General features: G+C 54.6%; 14 protein-coding genes and 1 tRNA gene. 6 read left to right on the top strand and 9 right to left on the bottom strand.

What is annotated here, in order from left to right:
- Positions 1-16 precede the first annotated feature (16 nt).
- The 7 genes from ACR0IU_RS16965 to ACR0IU_RS16935 form a co-directional block, all read right to left on the bottom strand.
- Positions 17-2,020, bottom strand: coding sequence for a hydantoinase/oxoprolinase family protein (locus ACR0IU_RS16965; RefSeq protein ID WP_480717071.1), 2,004 nt, complete (start codon positions 2,018-2,020; stop codon positions 17-19).
- A 62-nt stretch (positions 2,021-2,082) separates the two neighbouring features.
- Positions 2,083-3,120: a tRNA epoxyqueuosine(34) reductase QueG gene (gene queG, locus ACR0IU_RS16960; RefSeq protein WP_480717070.1), complete on the bottom strand. Its 1,038-nt coding sequence runs from the start codon at positions 3,118-3,120 to the stop codon at positions 2,083-2,085.
- Positions 3,121-3,195: 75 nt separating this feature from the next.
- On the bottom strand, positions 3,196-3,861 hold the full coding sequence (gene fzlA, locus ACR0IU_RS16955) for an FtsZ-binding protein FzlA (RefSeq protein WP_170470958.1): 666 nt from the start codon (positions 3,859-3,861) through the stop codon (positions 3,196-3,198).
- A 58-nt stretch (positions 3,862-3,919) separates the two neighbouring features.
- The gene (gene mtgA / locus ACR0IU_RS16950) at positions 3,920-4,660 is read right to left on the bottom strand and encodes a monofunctional biosynthetic peptidoglycan transglycosylase (RefSeq protein ID WP_010442908.1); all 741 of its coding nucleotides are present in this window, start codon (positions 4,658-4,660) and stop codon (positions 3,920-3,922) included.
- Between the two features lie 38 nt (positions 4,661-4,698).
- The gene (locus ACR0IU_RS16945) at positions 4,699-5,619 is read right to left on the bottom strand and encodes a Hint domain-containing protein (protein WP_480717069.1); all 921 of its coding nucleotides are present in this window, start codon (positions 5,617-5,619) and stop codon (positions 4,699-4,701) included.
- Positions 5,620-5,805: 186 nt separating this feature from the next.
- Positions 5,806-10,338 carry a glutamate synthase large subunit gene (gene gltB, locus ACR0IU_RS16940; protein ID WP_480717068.1) on the bottom strand — a complete coding sequence of 1,511 codons (4,533 nt, stop codon included), beginning with the start codon at positions 10,336-10,338 and terminating at the stop codon, positions 5,806-5,808.
- A gap of 124 nt (positions 10,339-10,462) precedes the next feature.
- Complete coding sequence (locus tag ACR0IU_RS16935) at positions 10,463-11,896, bottom strand: NAD(P)-dependent oxidoreductase (RefSeq protein ID WP_480717067.1); 1,434 nt, start codon at positions 11,894-11,896, stop codon at positions 10,463-10,465.
- Between the two features lie 229 nt (positions 11,897-12,125).
- Between ACR0IU_RS16935 and ACR0IU_RS16930 the strand changes: the two genes are divergently transcribed.
- A complete protein-coding gene (locus tag ACR0IU_RS16930) occupies positions 12,126-12,929 on the top strand; it encodes an undecaprenyl-diphosphate phosphatase (RefSeq protein ID WP_480457006.1) in 804 nt (267 codons plus the stop codon).
- Here the strand turns inward: ACR0IU_RS16930 and ACR0IU_RS16925 are convergent, their stop codons facing one another.
- Positions 12,930-13,913: a complex I NDUFA9 subunit family protein gene (locus tag ACR0IU_RS16925; protein WP_480717066.1), complete on the bottom strand. Its 984-nt coding sequence runs from the start codon at positions 13,911-13,913 to the stop codon at positions 12,930-12,932.
- A 198-nt stretch (positions 13,914-14,111) separates the two neighbouring features.
- On the opposite strand from ACR0IU_RS16925, the gene ACR0IU_RS16920 reads away from it, so the two are divergent.
- The 5 genes from ACR0IU_RS16920 (at position 14,112) to ACR0IU_RS16900 (ending at position 21,017) form a co-directional block, all read left to right on the top strand.
- A tRNA-Leu gene (locus tag ACR0IU_RS16920) sits at positions 14,112-14,198 on the top strand.
- An 845-nt stretch (positions 14,199-15,043) separates the two neighbouring features.
- Positions 15,044-16,873, top strand: coding sequence for a glycosyltransferase family 4 protein (locus ACR0IU_RS16915; RefSeq protein WP_480717065.1), 1,830 nt, complete (start codon positions 15,044-15,046; stop codon positions 16,871-16,873).
- Complete coding sequence (locus ACR0IU_RS16910) at positions 16,863-18,212, top strand: pentapeptide repeat-containing protein (protein ID WP_480717064.1); 1,350 nt, start codon at positions 16,863-16,865, stop codon at positions 18,210-18,212. The genes ACR0IU_RS16915 and ACR0IU_RS16910 overlap by 11 nt, the downstream gene beginning before the upstream one ends.
- A gap of 993 nt (positions 18,213-19,205) precedes the next feature.
- Positions 19,206-19,514, top strand: a complete 309-nt coding sequence (locus ACR0IU_RS16905; RefSeq protein ID WP_480717063.1) for a hypothetical protein — start codon at positions 19,206-19,208, stop codon at positions 19,512-19,514.
- Positions 19,515-20,591: 1,077 nt separating this feature from the next.
- Positions 20,592-21,017 (top strand): CAP domain-containing protein, encoded by a 426-nt coding sequence (locus ACR0IU_RS16900; protein WP_480717062.1) that lies wholly within the window; start codon positions 20,592-20,594, stop codon positions 21,015-21,017.
- A gap of 41 nt (positions 21,018-21,058) precedes the next feature.
- On the opposite strand, the gene ACR0IU_RS16895 is transcribed toward ACR0IU_RS16900, so the two are convergent.
- Positions 21,059-21,343: a hypothetical protein gene (locus ACR0IU_RS16895; RefSeq protein ID WP_480717061.1), complete on the bottom strand. Its 285-nt coding sequence runs from the start codon at positions 21,341-21,343 to the stop codon at positions 21,059-21,061.
- Between the last annotated feature and the right edge of the window lie 38 nt (positions 21,344-21,381).

Raw genomic sequence — 21,381 nt, 5'->3', positions numbered from 1 at the left:
GTAGCCCCTGCGGGGGCTACCCCACCGCCACCCGAGGCCGTCCGCTGGCCTCGACCGTGACCGACGCTTCGACAAACACCTCCTGCGCCTCAATTTTGGCGGTGCGGATGTCGCGCTCGACCGTCACTCGAATATCCTCGGCCCCTGCTTCGCGCACGGCACCTTCGGCCTCTCCACGCAAAGCTGTTTCAAGTACCTTCAGGGCAGCGCTTGAATCCGAGAAATCTTGTGGCCCTTCTTCCAGATGCACCCGATAGCGGCCTTCAGCGGGAGACGTAACAGTGCCTGACCGGCGCAGGGTCATCCGACCAACGACCGCTCCGATAGCATTCGCAACACCAGCGTGTTCAGGCAGGATCATATTGCAATGCAACCGCTCACCTACGGCAGGGTAATAGCTGGGTGCCGAGGCCCCTAGGCCCACCACATCGACATTCAGTGCGGCATCCAGCGCGATCAATCCTCGGTGTTTGGCAAGACCACGATGGGTTAGTACGTGCCGCGCGAGTTCCTGCGGTGCCAGACTAAAACCGTCGATCTCCTCCGCAAAAGCAGTCTCTAACAAAGTCAATGAGGTTTGTTCGGTCAATTGATCAACGATCATCTGCGCCAGCGCCTCAGGTGATCTCGCCAGCTTTTCTCCAGATCCAACCCGCTTGCGTGCCATTAGCTCCAGTGCCTTATATGCAGCCTTAGCATCCCAGTCGTCCAGACGACCCAGAACATGGCTCGCGTCTGAGGGCGTGACACCGGAAACCTGAACAATCCCACGATCGACCAAACGCGTCAGCGCGCCATGTTCCATCCGGGTCTGCAGCAGTTTACTCAGCGCCAGCACCCCATCGTCCAGCCGGTCCAGCAAGACAGCTTCACGCGGGCCCACGCCTTCAGCCGGGATTCCCGGCACCCGCCGCGCAAAACGGGTATCGTGTTCACCCACTGTTGTCGCGCGCAATTGTTCATCCAACTCTGCGTGAACAACATCTGGTGCTTCGGCAGCGATCAACGAAACCGGAAGCACACGCCGCGGGCCAAGAAAGACACCACCCTGCAATCCTTCGGTCAAAACATGTACTTGGCTGTCCCCACCCAGACCGTGGGTACGCATCGCAACGGCTTCGACCATAGTACGGAAACCACCAACTTGCGCACCTGCGGGATCAATCGCGGGCTTTCCATCCCGTATCAACGCGACGTCGGTCGTAGTTCCACCGATATCGGAAACCAACGCGTTATCGGCATTCGTCAACCAACGCGCGCCCACAATCGATGCCGCCGGACCGCTAAGGATCGTTTCGATCGGGCGTTCACGCGCCTGTTCGGCACTCATTAAAGCCCCGTCCCCACGTACGACCATCATAGGCGCTGAAATACCTTGTTCTTTCAGTTGGTCCTGCGCCCGCCCGATCAGACGATCAATCATGCCTATCAACCGGGCGTTCAAAACCGCTGTCACAGCCCGTTTTGGTCCATTCAATTTGGCTGACAAATGGTGCGAGCAAGTCACCGGAATACTGGTTCTTTCCGCAACCACCCGTGCAACTTCAAGCTCATGCGCCGGGTTTCGGGTGGCAAATTGGGCCGCAACCGCGTAGCCAGATATGCCTTCGTGAGACTTCAAGAAGGCCTCAAGTGCCTCTGTATCCAACGGCTCTTTCTCACCGCCTGCGTGATTGTGCCCACCGGCCAGAACCAACGCCGGGTCTCCTTTCAGCGCATCCCGCAACCCATGCTTTTCCAGATCACTTTCGCGAAATCCGACATAAATCAGCGCGATACGCCCCCCCTGGCCTTCGACCAGCGCATTGGTAGCCAAAGTCGTCGAAAGCGATGCCAATCCGATCTGATCTGGCGCGATCTCGGCTTCTGCAAGCACCGCCGAGATGGCCCGGCCAACCCCAATCGCCAAATCTGCGCGTGTGGTCAGAGACTTAGCCGAGGCAATCACCTCACGCTCATCCCGAACCAGCACCGCATCTGTATAGGTTCCGCCCGTATCCACACCCAAAGCCAGCGCCATCGGGTCCTCCATCTGTTCGCCAGAATCGGGTGTAGCGTTTTCCTACGGCGCGTCCAGCCTGTTTACGACAACCTAGACGCCGCCCAGCGCGCAGCATCAGCCACCGTCGGATCAGGATCATCGGTCAGCGTCTGAGCAACCGGCAGCAATGCCGGTACCGCCGAGTTCCCAATCGCATAAAGCACGTTCCGCACAAACCGATCCCGCCCGATTCTCTTGATCGGTGAGCCCGAAAACATCGCTCTGAAAGCCGTATCATCCAACATCACCAACTCTGCCAACGACGGGGCCTTCAATTCCTCACGCGCTGCATATCTAATATCGCTGGCAGCGACTGCGAACTTGTTCCAGGGGCAGGCTGCAAGACAATCATCGCAGCCATATATCCGGTTCCCCAGTAGCCCCCGCAATTCTTCATCCACCGGCCCCTTATGCTCGATGGTTAGATACGAAATACAACGACGCGCATCCAGTTGATACGGCGCTGGAAAAGCGTTTGTTGGACATGCATTCAAACAAGCCCTGCACGACCCGCAATGGTCGACCTCAGCGACGTCCGAAGGCAGGTCCAATGTCGTGAATACAGACCCTAAGAAGGCCCAATTGCCCCAATCCTGGCTTACCAGATTAGTGTGTTTACCCTGCCAACCTAACCCAGCTGCCTCTCCCAAAGATTTCTCTGGCACTGGCGCCGTGTCGACAAACACCTTCACTTCACCCCCGCCCTCAGCAATCAGCCAGCGCGCCAATCGCTTCAGGCGTTTCTTGACCAGATCATGATAATCCTTGTTCTGTGCATAGACCGAAATTGCACCCAATTCGGGATACGACAGCACTTCTGTGGGATCATGCTCAGGCGTATAACTCTCGGCCAGCATGATCACGGATCGTGCCTCGGGCCAGAGCGCCGACGGATCCCCGCGCCAATGGCTCCGCTCCGCCATCCACCCCATCTGACCATGATATCCGGCCTGCAGAAATGCCTCCAACCGCTCTGGCACCTGCGGCACGTCCCAAGGACGGCACACCCGGCAGGCCACAAACCCCTCAACAAGGGCCTGCTCCACCAATCGTGCCTTCAATTCCGATCCGTTCTTCATCTGGCCCTAATTTTCCTCGGCGGGCGAATTGGCCCAATGGGCCAAGAGGGGCAGACATCCCCCTTCCCCAACCTATCAGAAATCCAGATCAGCGTAATGAGGCGGTGGCCGGAATCCAGGCACCTGATCCGCCAGAATCGAGCGGAATGCTGGGCGAGACTTGATCTTCGCATACCAGTCCTTCACCGCAGCGCTGCGGTTCCAATCCACGTCCGAGATATAGTCCAGCGCCGACAGATGCGCTGCTGCGGCAAAATCGGCCAGTGTCATCTGATCCCCGGCCAACCAGCGGCGATGGTCGAGCAGCCAGGCCATGTAATCCAAATGATACTTGATCGCCTTTGCACCTTCCTTGACGTTCTTGCTATCCGGATAACCCTGCCCAGTGACCTTCTTGTTCACTCGTTCATAAAGCAGTTTTGAGGTGACCTCGTGATGAAATTTGTCATCGAACCAGCCAACAAGACGCCTGACTTCGTAACGCGCCTCGGGCTTTTTAGGCATTAGGGGCGGCTCGGGACGAGTCTCTTCGATATATTCACAAATCGCGGCACTCTCGGCCATGATCTGACCATCCAATCGCAACACGGGGACCTTGCCCGCCGGATTGCGGCGCAAAAAGTCCGGGTCTTGTTCCCAATATCGTTCTTCGACCAGCTCAACCTCGATCTTCTTTTCAGCCAAGGACAAGCGAACTTTGCGGCAGTAGGGAGAGAGGGGAACGTGAAACAGACGCGCCATGAGCTTCCAATCGAACCAGAGAATACACCTCAGCTTTAGCCTCTGACCGGCTTGAGATTCAATCCTCGAAACACTTGGCGCGTCCATCTGCGCGGATGGTGGCCGCTCCATCCAGGATCGATGCTGCACGCCTGCGGGTTCGAACCGAAGGATCGGTAACTGATCTGTTTCGCGGCGAGGGCAGAATTGCAGCAATACGCGCTGCTTGGACCGGCGACATCTTTGCCGCACTTACCCCATAGTATTTCTGTGCCGCCGCTTCGACACCAAACACACCGGTCCCGGTTTCGGCGACGTTCAGATAGACCTCAAGGATGCGCTGCTTGCTCCAGACCATTTCGACAACCGGGGTTATCGAGGTCTCAAGGGCCTTGCGCACCCAACTGCGCCCTTGCCAAAGGAAGACATTCTTCACCACTTGCTGCGTTATGGTCGATGCGCCTCGATTGCCCCCATCTTCCAATGCGTCCCGAATGGCCTCAACATCAAAACCCCAATGCAAGCAAAAGTTTGCGTCTTCGGCTGCAACAGCAGATCGGGCCATGACGGGTGAAATTTCTTCGATGGCGACCCAGTCACGGTCAACCTTACCCAACCGGCGCCATTCCGACCAGATCGTATGTGTGATCGGAGGGTTCACGACCGAATAAATCAGGATCAACGCAAAAAACGCGACAGCAATACCTAAGCCGATTCGCAGCCCCCACCGCCGCATCCGCGCGATGAGGCCTTGCGATTTCTTTGAGCCTGATGCCTTTTTATTCTTACCGCGTGACTTGCGCGCTGCTTTCTTTGCCATGCTTTGCTATACGCCGCAGAGGGCGCATTTGAAACGGATTAATTCGACAACATCTGCGCGTCCCGCGGACGAACAACCGGGCGCGCCGTATTGATTGATGCAGCGCCGCGCACACTCAGCTCAGGGAACAGCGCCAGAACTTCACCTTGTGTTCGTTGCTCGGCCTGAGTCAGCGCATGTCCCGGATAGTAACTTTCGCTTTTGGCCCCGTTGGCGAACACGATCTCATGCCGGCGGAACAAGAGATGGATATAGTCGACCTCACCCCCTTCCATCCGTGTCACGGTATTACCGTTCACAAGACAATGCGCTGCGATCAGAACTTCATCATGTCCAAACAGGTATTGCGCACGCCAATCGTCAATAAGCATTCGGTGTTGAGGAGAAACAACCAACGGCTCGACAAGGCCAAACATGCCGGCCTCAAACCGAACCGGTGCCAGATTACCCTCTGCCGCAACCGTCGTCCGACCAACCCAAAGCACCGGTTCTGCACCGCTATCTGCTGTTGTAACAAGATCTCCGGGTTTCAGGTCTTCAGCCAGACGCGGCCCATCTGGCGTATCGATCAGTGTTCCGGGCGTGAAACAAGGTGGGCCAAGTTCGCCAGGGACAATCAGTGGGCCTTCAACATTCACAAATGTCGTCGATACCAGCGTGCCTGCCTGAAGAACCTGTCCGTCAGTAGGTGTGAATACCCGCGTGACGCCGTCCGAAAGATAGAATGTAATACCCACATAGGTGACGTCTCCGACACCGGGAACATTTATCGTCACGGTGTCTCCGGGCCAGGAATCTGACACCGTTTGCCCGGCGACAGTGTCACCGCCAAAGTCCTCAATCTCGCCATTTTCGTCCTGATCAACCAGATCAAATGTATCGACCGTGATCGCGGATCCGACGGGGGGTGGGTTTGCCGGATCGAAGGAATAAAACTGGTCTGTATAGGTTATCGGCACACCAAAACTCCGCCTCTTTCACATCATTGATTTAGGATCATGCCCGTATTTCCCGAACAAACAATGACCAAAGCTAGGCGTTCCGGACCGAATTGCACAAGGATTGGAAGCCCTGCGCATATGCAAAAGAGAACCCGGCGTGTTGGATTCGACACGCCGGGTAAATCGTTTTCGATATCGCAGATCCTATTCTGCAGGAACCGCTGCGACTTCGGTGGTCAGGGGGTGGCTTAGCTTGTTCAGCATCTCTTTGGGGCAGACCTGCAGGAAATGCGTCTTTTCCACTTCCCAGTGCTGCAAAATGTCTGCAGCCTTGCGGCTATTGGTTTCGTCGACATGGCGTTGGATCAGCGTTTTCAGTTGATCCAACCAATGCTCTACCGTGACTGGACAGGTGACCAGGGTCTCGTTGTTCAACAGCGCTTCGGCCTTGCGCTCGGGATTGTACAGATAGGCCATGCCGCCTGTCATACCCGCGCCAAAGTTCGCTCCAATGTCACCCAGGATTACCGCAACACCGCCGGTCATGTATTCACACCCGTTCGAGCCACAGCCTTCGACCACAACAGTTGCGCCCGAGTTCCGAACCGCGAACCGCTCACCCGCGCGACCTGCGGCGAACAGATGTCCGTCGGTCGCACCATACAGGACGGTATTGCCAACGATGGTGTTGTCATCCGCCTTCAACGGGCTGACCTGCGGTGGACGCACGACGATTGTGCCACCCGAAAGGCCTTTGCCTACATAATCATTGGCATCACCTGAGACTTCCAGCTTCAATCCCGGAGCGGCAAAGGCCCCAAGCGATTGACCGGCCGAACCTTGCAGCTTGACATGCAAGTGGTCGTCCTGGAACGTGTTCCGCATCCCAAAGTTCTGGACGATATGGCTGGAGACACGGGTTCCCACGGTCCGATGCGTGTTCTGTACGGCATATGACAGCTGCATCTTTTCACCGTCTTTCAAGAACCGGGCGGCATCGCGCACGATCTCAGCGTCCAGCGTATCAGGCACCGCATTTCGATCCTTATCGCGGTTGTACACGATGTTATGCGCTCCATCGACGGTGATCAGCAGCGGATTGAGGTCCAGGTCATCCAGATGCGCAGAGCCCCGGCTTACCTGAGCCAGCAGGTCTGCGCGACCGATAATCTCATCAACCGAACGCGCCCCTAGGCTGGCCAGAAGTTCGCGCACTTCCTGCGCGTAGAAGGTGATCAGGTTTACGACTTTGTCCGCGTTGCCGGTGAACTTTGCACGCAGGGATTCGTCTTGCGTACAGACACCAACTGGGCAGGTGTTCGACTGGCACTGACGCACCATGATACAGCCCATCGCGATCAATGCAGCGGTACCGATACCGTATTCCTCGGCCCCCATCATGGCGGCCATGACTATGTCACGCCCGGTGCGCAGGCCCCCGTCAGTGCGAAGGGTCACGCGGTCGCGCAGGTTGTTCATGGCCAAAACCTGGTGCGCCTCGGTCAGGCCCATTTCCCATGGCAGACCAGCATATTTGATTGATGTCGCGGGCGAGGCACCTGTACCGCCATTGTGGCCCGAAATAAGGATTATATCCGCTTTCGCCTTGGCCACACCGGCAGCAATTGTGCCAACGCCCGACGACGCAACAAGCTTCACCGTCACCTTACAACGCGGGTTGATCTGCTTGAGGTCATAGATCAGCTGCGCCAGATCCTCGATCGAGTAGATGTCGTGGTGCGGCGGCGGTGAGATCAGTGTCACACCCTTAGTCGAGTGCCGCAGACGCGCGATCAGGTCGGTGACCTTCATACCCGGAAGCTGACCACCCTCACCCGGCTTCGCACCCTGAGCGACCTTGATCTCAAGCTCTTCACATTGGTTCAGATACTCGGCGGTCACGCCAAACCGCCCCGAAGCCACCTGTTTGATCTTGGCCGAGGGGTTATCGCCATTGGGCTCCGGCACGAAGTGTGCAGGGTCTTCACCACCCTCACCCGAGTCGGATTTCGCACCGATCCGGTTCATCGCCACATTCAGTGTCTTATGCGCCTCTGGTGACAGCGCCCCCAGCGACATACCTGGGGTAACAAAACGCTTGCGGATCGATGTGATCGACTCGACCTCTTCAATTGGCACCGGCTTGCCCAGCGGTTTGAAGTCCATCAGGTCGCGCAAATGGATCGGCGGGTTCGACTGCATCTTGGCCGAGTACTGCTTCCACAGCTCATATGAGGCTCTATTACAGGCCATTTGCATCATGTGCATCGAGGTCGCTTCCCACGCATGGGTCTCACCCGATTTACGCGCCTTGTAGAAACCACCGATGGGCAGCACATCCAGGCCGCTTGCCCAGCCCTTGGCGTGAATCTCTTCGACCTTGACTCGAATGCCGTGGATACCAATGCCGGAAATCCGGCTCGTCATGCCGGGGAAATACTCGGCCACCATGGCGCGGCTCAGGCCGACGGCCTCGAAATTCAGGCCGCCGCGATAAGAAGACACGACAGAAATACCCATCTTTGCCATGATCTTGAGCAGGCCCTGATCGATGGCTTCGCGATATCGCGCCACATTCTCGGTCAAGGTGCCATCCAACAGGCCCCGTTCGATCCGGTCTGCCAGAGAATCCTCGGCCAGATATGCGTTCACAACGGTTGCACCGCACCCGATCAGCACCGCGAAATAGTGCGGATCGACGCATTCTGCCGACCGCACGTTGAGCGAGCAGAAGGTCCGTAGCCCCTGCCGTGTCAGATGACTGTGTACGGCGCTGGTGGCCAGAATCATCGGCATCGCCACCTTGTCTGGCCCGGAATGCTGATCGGTCAGCACCAGATGTCCTGCACCCGAACGCACCGCTTCTTCCGCCTCGGCGCGGATGCGGGCCAGAGCCAAGTCCAACTGACCCTCACCCGGGGCAAAACTGCAATCGATCTCAGCCAAAGGAGAGTTGAACTGCCCGACCAGCAACTCCCATTGCGCATTGCCGACAAAGGGGCTTTCCAGAACCACAATCTCAGTCTGGCTGCTATCTTCGTCCAGAACGTTCTTCAGGTTACCAAATCTAGTTTTCAGCGACATGACGCGATACTCGCGCAAACTGTCGATTGGCGGGTTTGTTACCTGGCTAAAGTTCTGACGGAAGAAATGGCTGAGCGGGCGATACTGTTTCGACAGAACAGCCGAAGGCGTGTCATCCCCCATCGAAGCAAGCGCTTCTTTGCCATCTTCCGCCATAGGGGCCAGGATCTGTTCGAGGTCTTCAACCGAGTATCCCGCAGCAATCTGGCGCTTACGCAGTTCTTCGCCCGAGAACATGGGCGCTTCGGTTACGCCTGCAAGCGTTGTATCTAGATCGTTGATCCTGCTGACCCAATCGCCAAACGGCAGGGCGCGCGATAGCTTGTCCTTGATCTGGGTGTCACGATACAGCTTGCCTTTTTTCATATCCACGGCCAGCAACTGCCCCGGTCCAAGCGCGCCTTTTTCCTTCACGGACGCCTCGTCAATTGGGACCATCCCGGCCTCGGAACCCGCTATGACCAGACCGTCACCCGTCACGACATATCGCATTGGGCGCAGGCCATTCCGGTCCAGTCCGGCACATACCCAACGTCCGTCGGTCATCGCCAACGCGGCAGGTCCGTCCCACGGTTCCATGACTGAGTTGCAATAGGAATACATGTCGCGCCAAGCCTGAGGCAGTTCGACTGCCTGCTTTGACCAGCTTTCCGGCACCAGCATGGTTTTCGCCATCGGGGCTGAACGTCCGGCGCGCACCAAAACCTCAAAAACCGAGTCTAATGCGGCCGAATCCGACGATCCACCTGCGATGATCGGCTTGATATCCTCGGCATGGTCACCAAAGGTCGCGCTGGCCATGCGAATCTCATGGCTTTTCATCCAATTGACGTTGCCCTTGAGTGTGTTGATTTCACCGTTATGGGCCAGCATACGGAACGGCTGGGCCAGCCACCATTGCGGGAATGTGTTGGTCGAATAGCGCTGATGGTAGATTGCGAACGCGGATTCAAAGCGTTCGTCCATCAGGTCGGGATAGAACACCGCCACTTGTTCGGCCAGCATCATACCCTTGTAGATGATCGACCGGCAGGACAGCGAAGCCAGATACAACCCTGAGATCCCCGCGGCGGCGGCGGCCTTTTCGATGCGGCGGCGGATGACGTAAAGCTCACGCTCGAAGGTCTCTTCATCCACGCCTTTGGAGTTCGAGATCAGGATTTGTTCAATCTCTGGCCGGGTTGCGTTGGCCTTATCACCCAGACAGGTCACATCGACCGGCACATGCCGCCAGCCGTAGATATAGTACCCCATGCGCAGAACTTCGGTCTCTACGATGGTCCGGCAGCTTTCCTGCGCACCAAAATCAGTCCGGGGCAAGAACACCTGACCAACCGCGATCAGTTCGTCCATGTTTGGTTCATGCCCGGTGCGACGAATCTGGTCATAGAAAAACGGAACGGGGATTTGCACATGGATACCAGCTCCGTCACCGGTTTTGCCGTCAGCATCCACAGCCCCCCTGTGCCAGATCGCCTTGAGCGCATCGATCCCTGCGTCAACAACTTTGCGGCTTTTCTTACCGTCAACAGAAACAACCAGACCCACGCCGCAGGATGAATGTTCCTCTTCTTCGGAATAAAGACCATTCTCAGCCATCCACTGACGTTTGGTTTCTTCGGCCTGCACCCAATCTGCGTCAAACTTGGTCATTGGCTGTCTCCTTCTTCCGTCGGCACTCCAAGGTTTCTGAACCTTCGTGGGCGTTCATTTGGCAATGCCTGTCCGTCGAGCATCTAATATTGTGATTGCAGCAGATGATCTGCCGCCGTTTGTGTCATTCGGCCGCGACGGCAGCTTTGGCGTTGAACCGGTCGATAATCGCGTCAGTACAATCGCGCCCATCACGGATTGCCCAAACCACAAGCGATGCACCGCGCACGATGTCTCCGATCGCGTAAACGCCTTCCATTTCGGTCTCACCAGTCTCGAATGCGGCCTTGATAGTGCCCCACCGAGTCACGGGCAGGTCGGGCTGACCAAACAGGGTGGGTAGGTCTTCGGGTTCAAAACCCAGCGCCTTGATGACAAGATCGGCGTCTTCGACATAATCCGCTCCTTCGATCACTTCTGGCGATTGGCGGCCCGATGCGTCGGGCTGACCCAGGCGCATCTTCTGCACCATGACACCTGAAACCTTGTCGTCGCCGGTAAAACCTTTGGGCGCACTGAGCCATTCAAAGATGACACCTTCTTCCTCGGCATTTTGGGTTTCACGCTGTGACCCCGGCATATTCGCCCGGTCACGGCGATAAAGACATTTGACCGAAGTTGCCCCCTGCCGGATTGACGTCCGTACACAGTCCATCGCGGTATCACCGCCGCCAATGACGACAACTTTCTTACCTTCAGCGTTCAGGCGGCCACTATCAAAATCTTCAACGGCATCTCCAAAACTCTTACGGTTCGAGGCGGTCAGGAAATCGATTGCCTTTTCGATCCCGGTCAGACCGCTGCCCGGCATGGACAAATCGCGGGATTTGTAGACACCTGTCGCAATAATTACCGCATCATGTTTTGCTCGGATTTCTTCGAACTTGGCAGCATCCACATTGCAATTCAGAACAAATTCTACGCCGCCTTCGGCCAGCAAATCGTTGCGACGCTGGACAATGTCTTTTTCCAGTTTGAAGCCCGGAATACCATACATCAGCAGTCCCCCTGCGCGGTCATAGCGATCATAGACCGTGACCTGGATGCCCGCCTGACGCAGCATATCGGCCGCGGCCAGTCCGCCGGGGCCGCCACCAATGATGCCAACGCTTTCGCCACGCTCCGCCGCTGGTGCGACGGGCTTCACCCAACCTTTGTCCCAGGCGGTATCGGTTATGTATTTCTCGATCGTTCCAATGGTGACCGTCCCGTGACCCGATTGTTCGATTACGCAGTTACCTTCACAAAGTCGGTCCTGCGGGCAAATACGACCACAGATCTCGGGGAACGTGTTGGTCGCCTGGCTGGTCACATAGGCTTCTTCCAGCCGTCCTGTAGCGGTCAGGCGCAGCCAGTCCGGAATGTTGTTGTGTAGTGGGCAATGCGATTGGCAATAAGGCACACCACACTGGCTGCAACGACTCGCTTGCTCGGCCGCTTTTTCGGCGGCGAACTCCGCATAGATTTCATCAAAGTCCTCTTTGCGGTCACCAGCGGCACGCTTTTCAGGCATGACGCGATCGATCTGCACAAATTTCAGCATCGGTTGCTTGGCCACGTGTCAGACTCCATGAATTGGCTTGCTTGGGTCTCTTTAAGGGAAGTCATTGGGGATGAAAAGTCAGATATACTGACCTATTATTAGAAAATTTTGGCGATTTGGCGTGTTGGGGCGAAATTTTATCCAGAAAATAGTACCGATTCGGACCTATCTATGCGCTTTCCTTTCTCGCAACACGCTTATACCCATTGATCACAACAAGCAGACCACAACACCGGCAGAGCAGATGAGTCTTTTTCACTTGATTCTTGTGGCGATTATCCAAGGCGTCACCGAGTTCTTGCCGGTCTCATCCTCGGGCCATCTGATCCTGCTTCCGGGCCTGTCCGGCGCAAGTGACCAAGGCCTGGCGATCGATGTCGCTGTTCATCTGGGTACGCTTGGTGCCGTGGTTCTGTATTTCTGGTCAGATGTGAGGCAGGCGTTGGCCGGTCTGCCAGAAGTTTTGACCGGGCGAATTGATACTCCCAGGGCACAGCTGGCCTTCGGATTAATCGTGGCCACCATTCCAACCGTTATTGTCGGCGCGATTCTGTACCTGTCGGAGCTTCAGCAATCCCTGCGCTCAATCGCGGTCATCGGCTGGACGATGCTGGGATTCGGATTGCTGCTGTACTGGATGGATCAGAAAGGCGCGCAAACCAAACATGCCTCTGATTGGGGCATAAGAGATGCAGTGATAATGGGGCTATGGCAGGTGCTGGCGCTGGTCCCGGGGACCTCACGGTCTGGGATTACCATCACGGGTGCACGACAACTCGGGTATACACGGGAAGATGGGGCCAGGATTGCGATGCTGATGTCTATTCCAACAATATTGGCCTCGGGAGCCCTTTTGTCGGTTGACGTCATCCAGGATGCTAACTGGGATTTGGCGAAGGACGGAGTCATCGCGGCAGCGTTTGCATTTGTTGCCGCACTGCTGGCGTTGAGCCTGATGATGCGCCTGTTGCGCAGCGTCAGTTTCACACCTTATGTAATCTATCGCGTGATCCTTGGGGCGATCCTGTTAGTTATCGCCTATTCCTGATCAGATACGCAGATTCTTGGCTGAGTTCTGAATATCGTCATATTGACCCGATGGGCGGAATTTCCAGAGATATTCCGGCAATATCGAATCCAGTGTTGCGGGCTCAATCCCAAGATCCACAAACCCCTTGGCATCTTCTGCCACGACGTTATCGCGCCGCAGGTTTCTAACCTGGTCGCGGGTTAGGATATTGTTTGGGAACAACTGGAAACTAACAAACTTTACGATATCCAGTACGCCCGCCATGATTTTGGCTGCGAGGAATGGCATGCCTATGATGATCCGACGACGATGGATCACTTCGAGCATCTGCTGCATCAAGCCACGAAAGCTCTTAACCTCAGGACCGCCAAGCTCATAAACCCCTGCAGAGGCCTTGCCCAAAACACCCTGAACAGCGGCCTGTGCAACATCATCCACATAGACCGGCTGAAACTTGGTGTCGGCTCCGACAAGAGGCAGGAATGGGCTCATGCGCGCCATTCCTGCAAATCGGTTAAAGAACTGATCCTCGGTCCCGAAGATTATCGAAGGGCGCAGAATAACAGCCCCCGGCATGTGTTGCAGAACATTCGCCTCGCCCTGGGCTTTGGTGCGTGCGTATTCGCTATCAGAATCCAGATCGGCGCCAATGGCGGAGATATGAACCATGCGATCGACATCGTTCGACGCAGCCAGACGGGCGATCCGTTCGGCCCCGTCGGCCTGCACCGCGTCAAACGCATTTTTGCCTAGCTCATTCAGGACACCGACGCAGTTGACCACAGCATCGACACCATGCATCGCCGAAGCAACCGAAGCATCGTCGCGGATATTGCACAGTATGGGCTCAACTTGCCCGACCGCGCCATACGGTCGCACAAACATCGCCTCATTGGGTCGCCGTACAGCGACCCGAACACGCCAGCCTTCGGCTGCCATGCGCCGAGCGATATATCGGCCGACAAAGCCCGATCCACCGAAAATCGTGACCAGTTTGGACATGATGGCGCTCCTGCTGTCTGGTTCTGATCTGATCTACCGCCCAACCGCTCGACGGACAAGGCGCAATAACGCCGCGCATCCGCGAAAATCCAATGCGTGTATCCCCGTCAGGGCGAGACACTAAAAAACTTTCAAAAAACGCCCCGAATCCGGTTGACGCCTACCTCCAGTCGGCTTAAACGCCCCTCCACGACACCTGCCCAGGTGGCGGAATTGGTAGACGCGCTAGCTTCAGGTGCTAGTGTCCGTATGGACGTGGAGGTTCGAGTCCTCTCCTGGGCACCAAATTCTCCAAAAAATATATGCAAGATCAGTTTGTTGCGAGTCAATATGGCATTGCAGTCCACCTCGTGGACCACCTTTTGGTTTCGGGTTCCTTGACCGCAGCACCTCTTACTTCAGAAAAGTTTCTTATTTGTGCTTTGGCATCAAATGACTTGCACTCGATGCCAAGTGTTTTGTAGGCAACCTGCCCTCACCGTTCCAAATGCCCGAAATGGCTAGACGCGAGAGATTATCAAAATCGTTCGTAACCTAAACGATGCTGCGGCAGCTTGACTCAGACTTCAGTGGAAAACCTTTAGTAAGCCTTCAGAACCAAGCCTCGAAATCCAAAGAATGCGCGATATAAACAGTTCGCAACGCAAGTGCAGCTAGGAGAGTTCGCGCATACACGAAACGCAGGAAACACTCTTTGACAATCTGCAAGAGATTTCTCGCGAGGTAAATGTTCCAAAGAACCGGAGTAAATAGTTTTACAAATCTTCAGTTTTCTCTGTGCCTGTGTGTTTCCGATCTTCTTTTCACTATTCAAGGCCTCTGCCCAAAAAGCTATCGACATCGCTTCAGCAACATTGGTAGAAGTGGCCAAGTGATACTCAACCTATAATTGCTAAGGTTCCGCGTGTTGACAAGAAGTTTATCAGATTCGCGACAAAAGAGAATGCGAACATCGATAGGAATATAGAGGTTGACGTTCCGATGCACTGTTCTTTCCATTGGTAAAACCTGACATCTCAAGCAATGACGACTAAATTCGTGACGAAGCCTCTTTCCGAGGCAGAAATCTTTCGCTCCTCCAGTAAGTCTGTGGCGGGTAAAGCTGCAACCGCTTCAAATGGTGATTTGTCGTGCTGATAGTACTGATCGCCACGGAATGGGGGCCTGCAAAAGGAGGTATTAATGCTTTCAATCAGTCACTTGCCATCGGATTGGCCAAGGTCGGTCACCCGTTTTACAAGATTGCCTGTGCAGTATCTGGTTGGTCAGATGAAGCAAGCCTTGAGGCAAAAGAGGATGGAGTAACGCTTCTGCGAATAAAGGGCGACAATGACGGGCTGCCGCTTGACACTTGCGGTAGCGAGATCGTCACTGAGCTCAAGAAGCACGGTATCGTCGAATCTGTGGGCCTTTGGGTCGGACACGACGTTTTCACCGGCCCAGCAGCGGTGATCGCCGCAGAACATGGTGGACAAGTGGCACTCATCCATCACATGGATTACTACGACTATCAAAATCTCGTTCCCGGCATGGGTCAGAAAACAACTGGGAACCAAAAGTTCCAAACAGAACTTTTCTCCAATAAAGGTGTGGTGCTCTTTGGCGTTGGTAGCGAACTGGCAGAATCAGCTTCGCGATTGTCGCTTAGCAACCGCGAAGCTGGCATACTTGTCCCTGGGTTTCCGCGCTCATTCACCGAAAACGCGTCTGGAGAAAAAGAACTAAGGGCATTTGCGGCAGGTCGTTTCGAGACCAATTCTGAACCGCTAAAGCAGAGCCGGCTGGCCGCTGCAGCGTTCGGTTTGGCCGTAAAACAAAGCAACGATCTGGTAGCTACTCTGAGAGCCGCATCAATCTCGGTTGTCGGCGTCGAGAAAGATCGGATCGACGCTGGTGAACTTGAGGCGCTGGCAAACGAAGAGGCCGGGCGGCAAGTGAATGTTGTACCGGGCGAGTTCGACGACGACCCCGGGGCCATCATTGATCAACTAGCTCAATCGAATTTGGCCATCATGCCTTCCTACCGTGAAGGCTTTGGGCTTGCGGGATGGGAAGCTATTGGCTGCGAGGTCCCTCTAATCTTGGGACGCGAAACTGGTCTCTTCAAGTTCATTGATAGAAAATTGCACGGGACCGGAACCGGGTGCGTAGTTGGAATCGATCTCAAAGGTGGCGACCTCCATCCCGAGGATAAGGAAAGTCTCGCCAATGCCATCTTGCAAATCGCCCAGGATCTGGGGAAAGCAAAGGCAAATGCGGCCTCATTAAAGAAGCATCTGAAGGCCGAATGCGGATGCACTTGGGAGAATACTGCAGAACAGTTCTATAAGTTTCTGAGTACAGAAAACGTCTTGGTCGATTCAAACAGCACCACGGCCTCAGGCGGTCCTGACCAACATGTCGATAGGAACGCTTTCAAGTATTCCGAAACGAACCACTACAGCGAATGTGCGGAGCTGCAGGTAACGACGGGACAGGGTCACAGACCAATAGATTTTGAGATCCTAGCAGAGCTCCGATTTGGAACAACGCCGCTTCAGGTGCGGAAGATTAGCGCCGAAGTCTTCGTGAAGCAGGCCCGCCTTCAAGTTGTTCCGCGCGGCGGTACCATACGCGGCAACCGCTTGGGCGATCCTCCTAATCTACGCAACGGCATCGAGCCGATGTCTGGTGGTGTCTGGGCAATCAGCGATCCCAATGGTTCAGACGCGCTTCATGGAAAAGTTCTGGGTTTCGAAGCTTTGTGCTGCATAAAGACTCCCCCAAACACTACCTCTGGTGCGACGTTAGAGCTAACCGCGGCGCCTCACGATATAGGCTGTGTGTTTAAGGCCCCACTTGGGAAAAAGCGTTCCAAAAAAGCAACGGAGAAGGTGATGCAGATCTTTTTTCAAAAGTGCATCAAAAAAGAAAGGAGCGGCCATATCCTTCTGAGCGAGGCGATTATAGATGCACTATAACTTCGATTTAACCGATAAACAGAAAAGCGTCCTCGAAGAGATTTTGAAGCGAGATGGGGACGATTTTGCCGTGCTCGTCAACATCGCGGGATTGGATCCCTCTGCTGACCTTAGGGGCGCCGACCTCCGAGATGTGGATTTTGGCCACAGCGATCTCGGTGGCTATGACTTCACCGGTGCCGACCTCCGTGGCGGCCGCTTCGACCGCGCAAAGCTTGAGGGCGCCATCTTCGCGGAAAACCAGGACGAAGGCACAGTTTGGCCACAGCCGCAATCAGATCACCGCTCAGCGCGTGCCACGCTACGCACGACGATGGGTTTTGAACTGCGTTCATTTCAACGTGAGGCACTCTCGAACATAATGTTAGCGCTGGAACAAGGCGTTGAACGTCCGATCGTCTTTATGCCGCCTGGGACCGGCCGGACGACTTTGCTTGAGGCCTTGCTGTCAGAACTAAGTGACCGCGATATGGTAGGCGTCGCGCTTATTCTTGCGCCAAAGTCGGCTTACGTCGAGCAATTGCGACATCGCTTATCTGAACGTTTCGGCTCTGATTCAGTGACAAGCTCAATAAAAAACCCATCTCAGGCAAGACTGATCGTGAAAGGCACATCTTGGGGGGTCCCAGGTAGATCACCTACATTGCCTGTCGGTCCGCTGTCTGATGAGACCAGCCATATCTTCATGCTCGACGATGGAAGGATGGATCCACGTGTTCTGCGAAACGTTCATTCGTGCTACCCCGGCGTTCAAATCGTTGTTTTCAGCAATACACCTGTGACGGAAAGAGCTCGTCGCGCTTCGCAGAAGCTCAACGGCGAAACCGTCTTTGAACTTTCCTACGACGAGGCCGTAAATGCCAGGCTTCTAGAGCGTGCCGAGATTTACAATGGTGGCTCGGGGCACAACTTGGAGATTACTGAACACAGCGAGATGAAGGGTATCGTATCCGAAGTACTCGATGTGGTGAGCGGGATGCCTAGCATCTTAAACGGGGGCGTAGTCTGCCGTGATATCAACAGCGTGCGAGAGATGGCGCGCGGGATTGAAGACGGCATCGATCAACGCCTTTGGAGTCACAACGGGATCCAAAGAGTTGTACAACACACCTCGCCGAGCGCCGATAAGAGCTTGGTGCATGCTGCACTAGACTTACCAGGCACACTGCTCTTGATGACAAATTCGGTCGCTTCCGACTTCGATTGGGAAGTACTGGACTACGCAATCGTTTTAACAACTCTCAGGTTTCCAGAGCATCTCGCTTATTTCCAGCAGAGACGAGGTCGTAGACAACGATTGCAGATTATAGACTACATGGGAAATTTTGATCGGATGTAAAAACTTCGCTGAAGATGAGTTTCGTGCCGATCCCAATCAGATCACGACCTCCGTAACGCAGTGAGCCGATGTAGGAAGTGGTATTCGCTCAAGCAGTTCTAAAATCGCTTCCTCGTCGGCGCCATTAGTGCCCCAGTACGCAAATTCAACTGCGCGCCACCGACATCGGCTGCATGCGATCCGGGGGCGGCCACACTAACTCCAAAATCTTTTTGTGGACCCTAGTTAGGCGTGAATAGGCGAACGGCATGCGCCACTTGCAAACTTAGTTCGGGCTGTATTCCGCCCCTCAATATTCAGCGAATCTCTTAATTCGGCTTAAAGACGTTACAACGCAAAATTGGGCCATTTCTGGGCTCCAGCAGAAGCACAAATGAGATGAGCTTGCCGGATCCTCGGTAGATTTCCGCAGATTTGTTCCTACTAAGGGAATACTTAGCCGTCCGTACAAGTTGATCAACTTTCGGCCTTCTGTTTTGCCCACCTTTTGCGTTGAGCCTCGGCGATCTTCGCTCGGCCGGAAGCAGACTTCGGACCAGTAGACAATGCGGCACAAGCCAGCAGCGCGCCGCAGAGCTTATCAGCCGTTCATCATGAATAATGCCATGTCCTACATCTGGATTGGCTTCACGTTCCAGTTCATGGGTAGGTCGTTGGAGTTGGGATCGCGTTGAGTTGGGATTGGAACCCCGCTCACGACCCAGTTCTGCAGAGCATAAAGGTCCACCCAAGTCATTTCGGGTCTGCCGAGTCGTCCGCACATGGATCAAGCATAGCGAAAGCAGGGGGAACGTTTGGTGAATTTTTTGATGGTTGGCGACGAGACTAACGGCGGTTGTGCGGACGAAGCCGTCTGAACAGGCTGCGGCTTAGGACTTCTGGACATGCGTTAATAAAGTTGGAAATGGGTGCCCAACAATTGACATATTTGCTAGGTCAAGTATTGTAAAATATAGTTTCCTGCGCTTTTCTGGTTACCTAGGAGTTCCGTGTATGCTTGATGATCAGTCGACTGAAACTAGTGAAAGTGTTGAACGCAGACAAGTCCTGGCCGCACTATTGAAATACTCTGCCGTAGTAGGTGGAGCGTCAACCGTAGCACTTACTGCATCTGAAGCGGTCGCCAAATCGGCAGCAAGCGGAGTAACAATATCGAAGTGCAACAATGGCTGGGGCAATGGAGACGATTGCGTGCCCGGAAATTCGTGGAAAAACCAGGCTGAGAATACCGGAGCAGACCCCGTCTTCAATCCCAACCCAGACAATACGCCGTTCAGACCAGGAAACAGAAACAAAAATTAAAGCAAGTAAGTCTGTCTTGGGAAACTCTCGTATAATAGATTTTGCGCGACGGTCAGCTCAATTTATTGATTAATGAGTTGGCCCGCACCCACTGTTTGGCTGACGATCGAATAAGGCCCGCATACGCGAACCATTCCGGTTTATTGAAATCAGTAAAAAGAGACCAAAGTTCCATCAAACTATGAGGGGACAATCGACCTAGTCGTGAACGACGACGCAGTCTTCAAAGAGGATGCTTGATTGACCTTCAGACGCGATCTGCTTTGGGCTCAGAGCCGACATCCGACCAAACCGGAGTGATGGCGTAGAGTTCTTAGTGTGCTGACAGTTGGCCTGCCGAACACCCCATTTTTAGCGGGCAGAATATGACGGGTTACTTGTGGCATGCTTCGCTGGCCTCCCGATTCGGGAGTAGGGGGAGGACTCATCGTCTCACGAATGATTGAGAGTGAAGGTGGTGAGGGGCTGGATGAGGGGGTCTTGGCCAGCCCCTCTCTCATGAGGGGGTATACGGAGTAGTAGTTTGTTCCGTTAACCCAATTAACCAGGTTAGTGCCTCGTCCGAAATTGGGGGATTCCCGTAATGCTCCAAAATAGGGCGAAACGCTTTGTTTCCGATTCGAGAACAGTAAGTTTCACAATGAATCGTGGACACAATTTTGCCGCAATGCGACCCTGTCAGGGTGGGCGGCATGTCTTGATTTTAGCATGTTCTAGTTTTTCCAACTGGATTTGAGGGGGTTACCTAGTGCGGCGTGTCGCCCCACGAGCATCACTCTATTCGGCCAATATAAGGATTGAGCTATTCGTATGTACGAATTCCACCAGGATTTACACTGCAAAGCCTAAATTGAAACACTTAACACATATAGCAGTGTGATGCGGCGCGTCGTGATGGGATTAGCGATTTTTATGAGGGGGTACGAGTTCAGCGCGTCGTACCTTTTGCCAGCGTATCCGCTGTCTATGCAAATTGAATCCTCGATGCGATAATGTTGGATCAGACAAGGCCAACAGGAACTCAACATGGGTTCAATGAAGCTGCATGATCCATTCTAGGCAGAGCTTGGTAAGCAAATGATGGCACGTTTGTTGTTAATCCTGGCGTTTCTTTTGCCCACGCATCTCGCGGCAAACCCCACAGCGACGGACGAACTGAACACACTTCGAAAAAGCCAAGGTCTTCAAGGATTAAGCTACAATCTAAAGCTAGAGAACGCTGCCCGCTCACATGCTGAAGACATGGTGAAGAAGGGGTTCTTTTCTCATACCGGCTCCAACGGGTCTGACGTAGGCCAACGAGTACGCAAGGCAGGCTATGATTGGTGTTTCGTTGCTGAGAACATCGCCAAAGGGCAGAGTGGTTTGGACGCCGTGATGACGGCTTGGGTGCAATCAAGGGGTCATCGTGACAATTTGCTGTCGTCCAAAGCCCAGGAGTTTGCTCTGTACGAGGAGGCGGATAGTACCTGGGTGATAGTTCTAGCCGCCCGGTGTCGATAGTCTTGTGCTGAGAATTGACCGAACAGGCAACAAGCTCTCTGCTAAACCTCGCTTTCGACCAGCCGCTCCAAAGCGCGAGTCAGACGCACATGCTCGTTGACGGCTTTCCTCATCTCCTGGACCTCTTTGGCGCGCATACCGTGCTTGTAGGCCGGATTGGCTTTGCCGGGACCGTGATCACCACCTGCGCCGTGCATATGGCACACCATCCAGCCTTTTACCGCAGAGTTTTTGCAGGGAAGTCCATTGTGTTTTGACTTCGCTGTGCATGGTGAGGCCGTGTGCGCCTTTTGCATAGGGTTGGTATCAACTTTCATTTCCCCCATTCGACATTCCCAACGATGACCTGACTGCCAGCTTTAAC

The organism is Ruegeria sp. CL5, assembly GCF_056536485.1.
This window is presented reverse-complemented; position numbering and strand designations above follow the sequence as displayed.

What these genes read in the sequence shown, in the direction of transcription:
- ACR0IU_RS16965 (WP_480717071.1), bottom strand. Translation starts at nt 2,020, where the DNA reads ATGGCGCTGGCTTTGGGTGTGGATACGGGCGGAACCTATACAGATGCG.
- queG (WP_480717070.1), bottom strand. Translation starts at nt 3,120, where the DNA reads ATGAAGAACGGATCGGAATTGAAGGCACGATTGGTGGAGCAGGCCCTT.
- fzlA (WP_170470958.1), bottom strand. Translation starts at nt 3,861, where the DNA reads ATGGCGCGTCTGTTTCACGTTCCCCTCTCTCCCTACTGCCGCAAAGTT.
- mtgA (WP_010442908.1), bottom strand. Translation starts at nt 4,660, where the DNA reads ATGGCAAAGAAAGCAGCGCGCAAGTCACGCGGTAAGAATAAAAAGGCA.
- gltB (WP_480717068.1), bottom strand. Translation starts at nt 10,338, where the DNA reads ATGACCAAGTTTGACGCAGATTGGGTGCAGGCCGAAGAAACCAAACGT.
- ACR0IU_RS16930 (WP_480457006.1), top strand. Translation starts at nt 12,126, where the DNA reads ATGAGTCTTTTTCACTTGATTCTTGTGGCGATTATCCAAGGCGTCACC.
- ACR0IU_RS16925 (WP_480717066.1), bottom strand. Translation starts at nt 13,913, where the DNA reads ATGTCCAAACTGGTCACGATTTTCGGTGGATCGGGCTTTGTCGGCCGA.
- ACR0IU_RS16910 (WP_480717064.1), top strand. Translation starts at nt 16,863, where the DNA reads ATGCACTATAACTTCGATTTAACCGATAAACAGAAAAGCGTCCTCGAA.
- ACR0IU_RS16905 (WP_480717063.1), top strand. Translation starts at nt 19,206, where the DNA reads ATGCTTGATGATCAGTCGACTGAAACTAGTGAAAGTGTTGAACGCAGA.
- ACR0IU_RS16900 (WP_480717062.1), top strand. Translation starts at nt 20,592, where the DNA reads ATGATGGCACGTTTGTTGTTAATCCTGGCGTTTCTTTTGCCCACGCAT.
- ACR0IU_RS16895 (WP_480717061.1), bottom strand. Translation starts at nt 21,343, where the DNA reads ATGGGGGAAATGAAAGTTGATACCAACCCTATGCAAAAGGCGCACACG.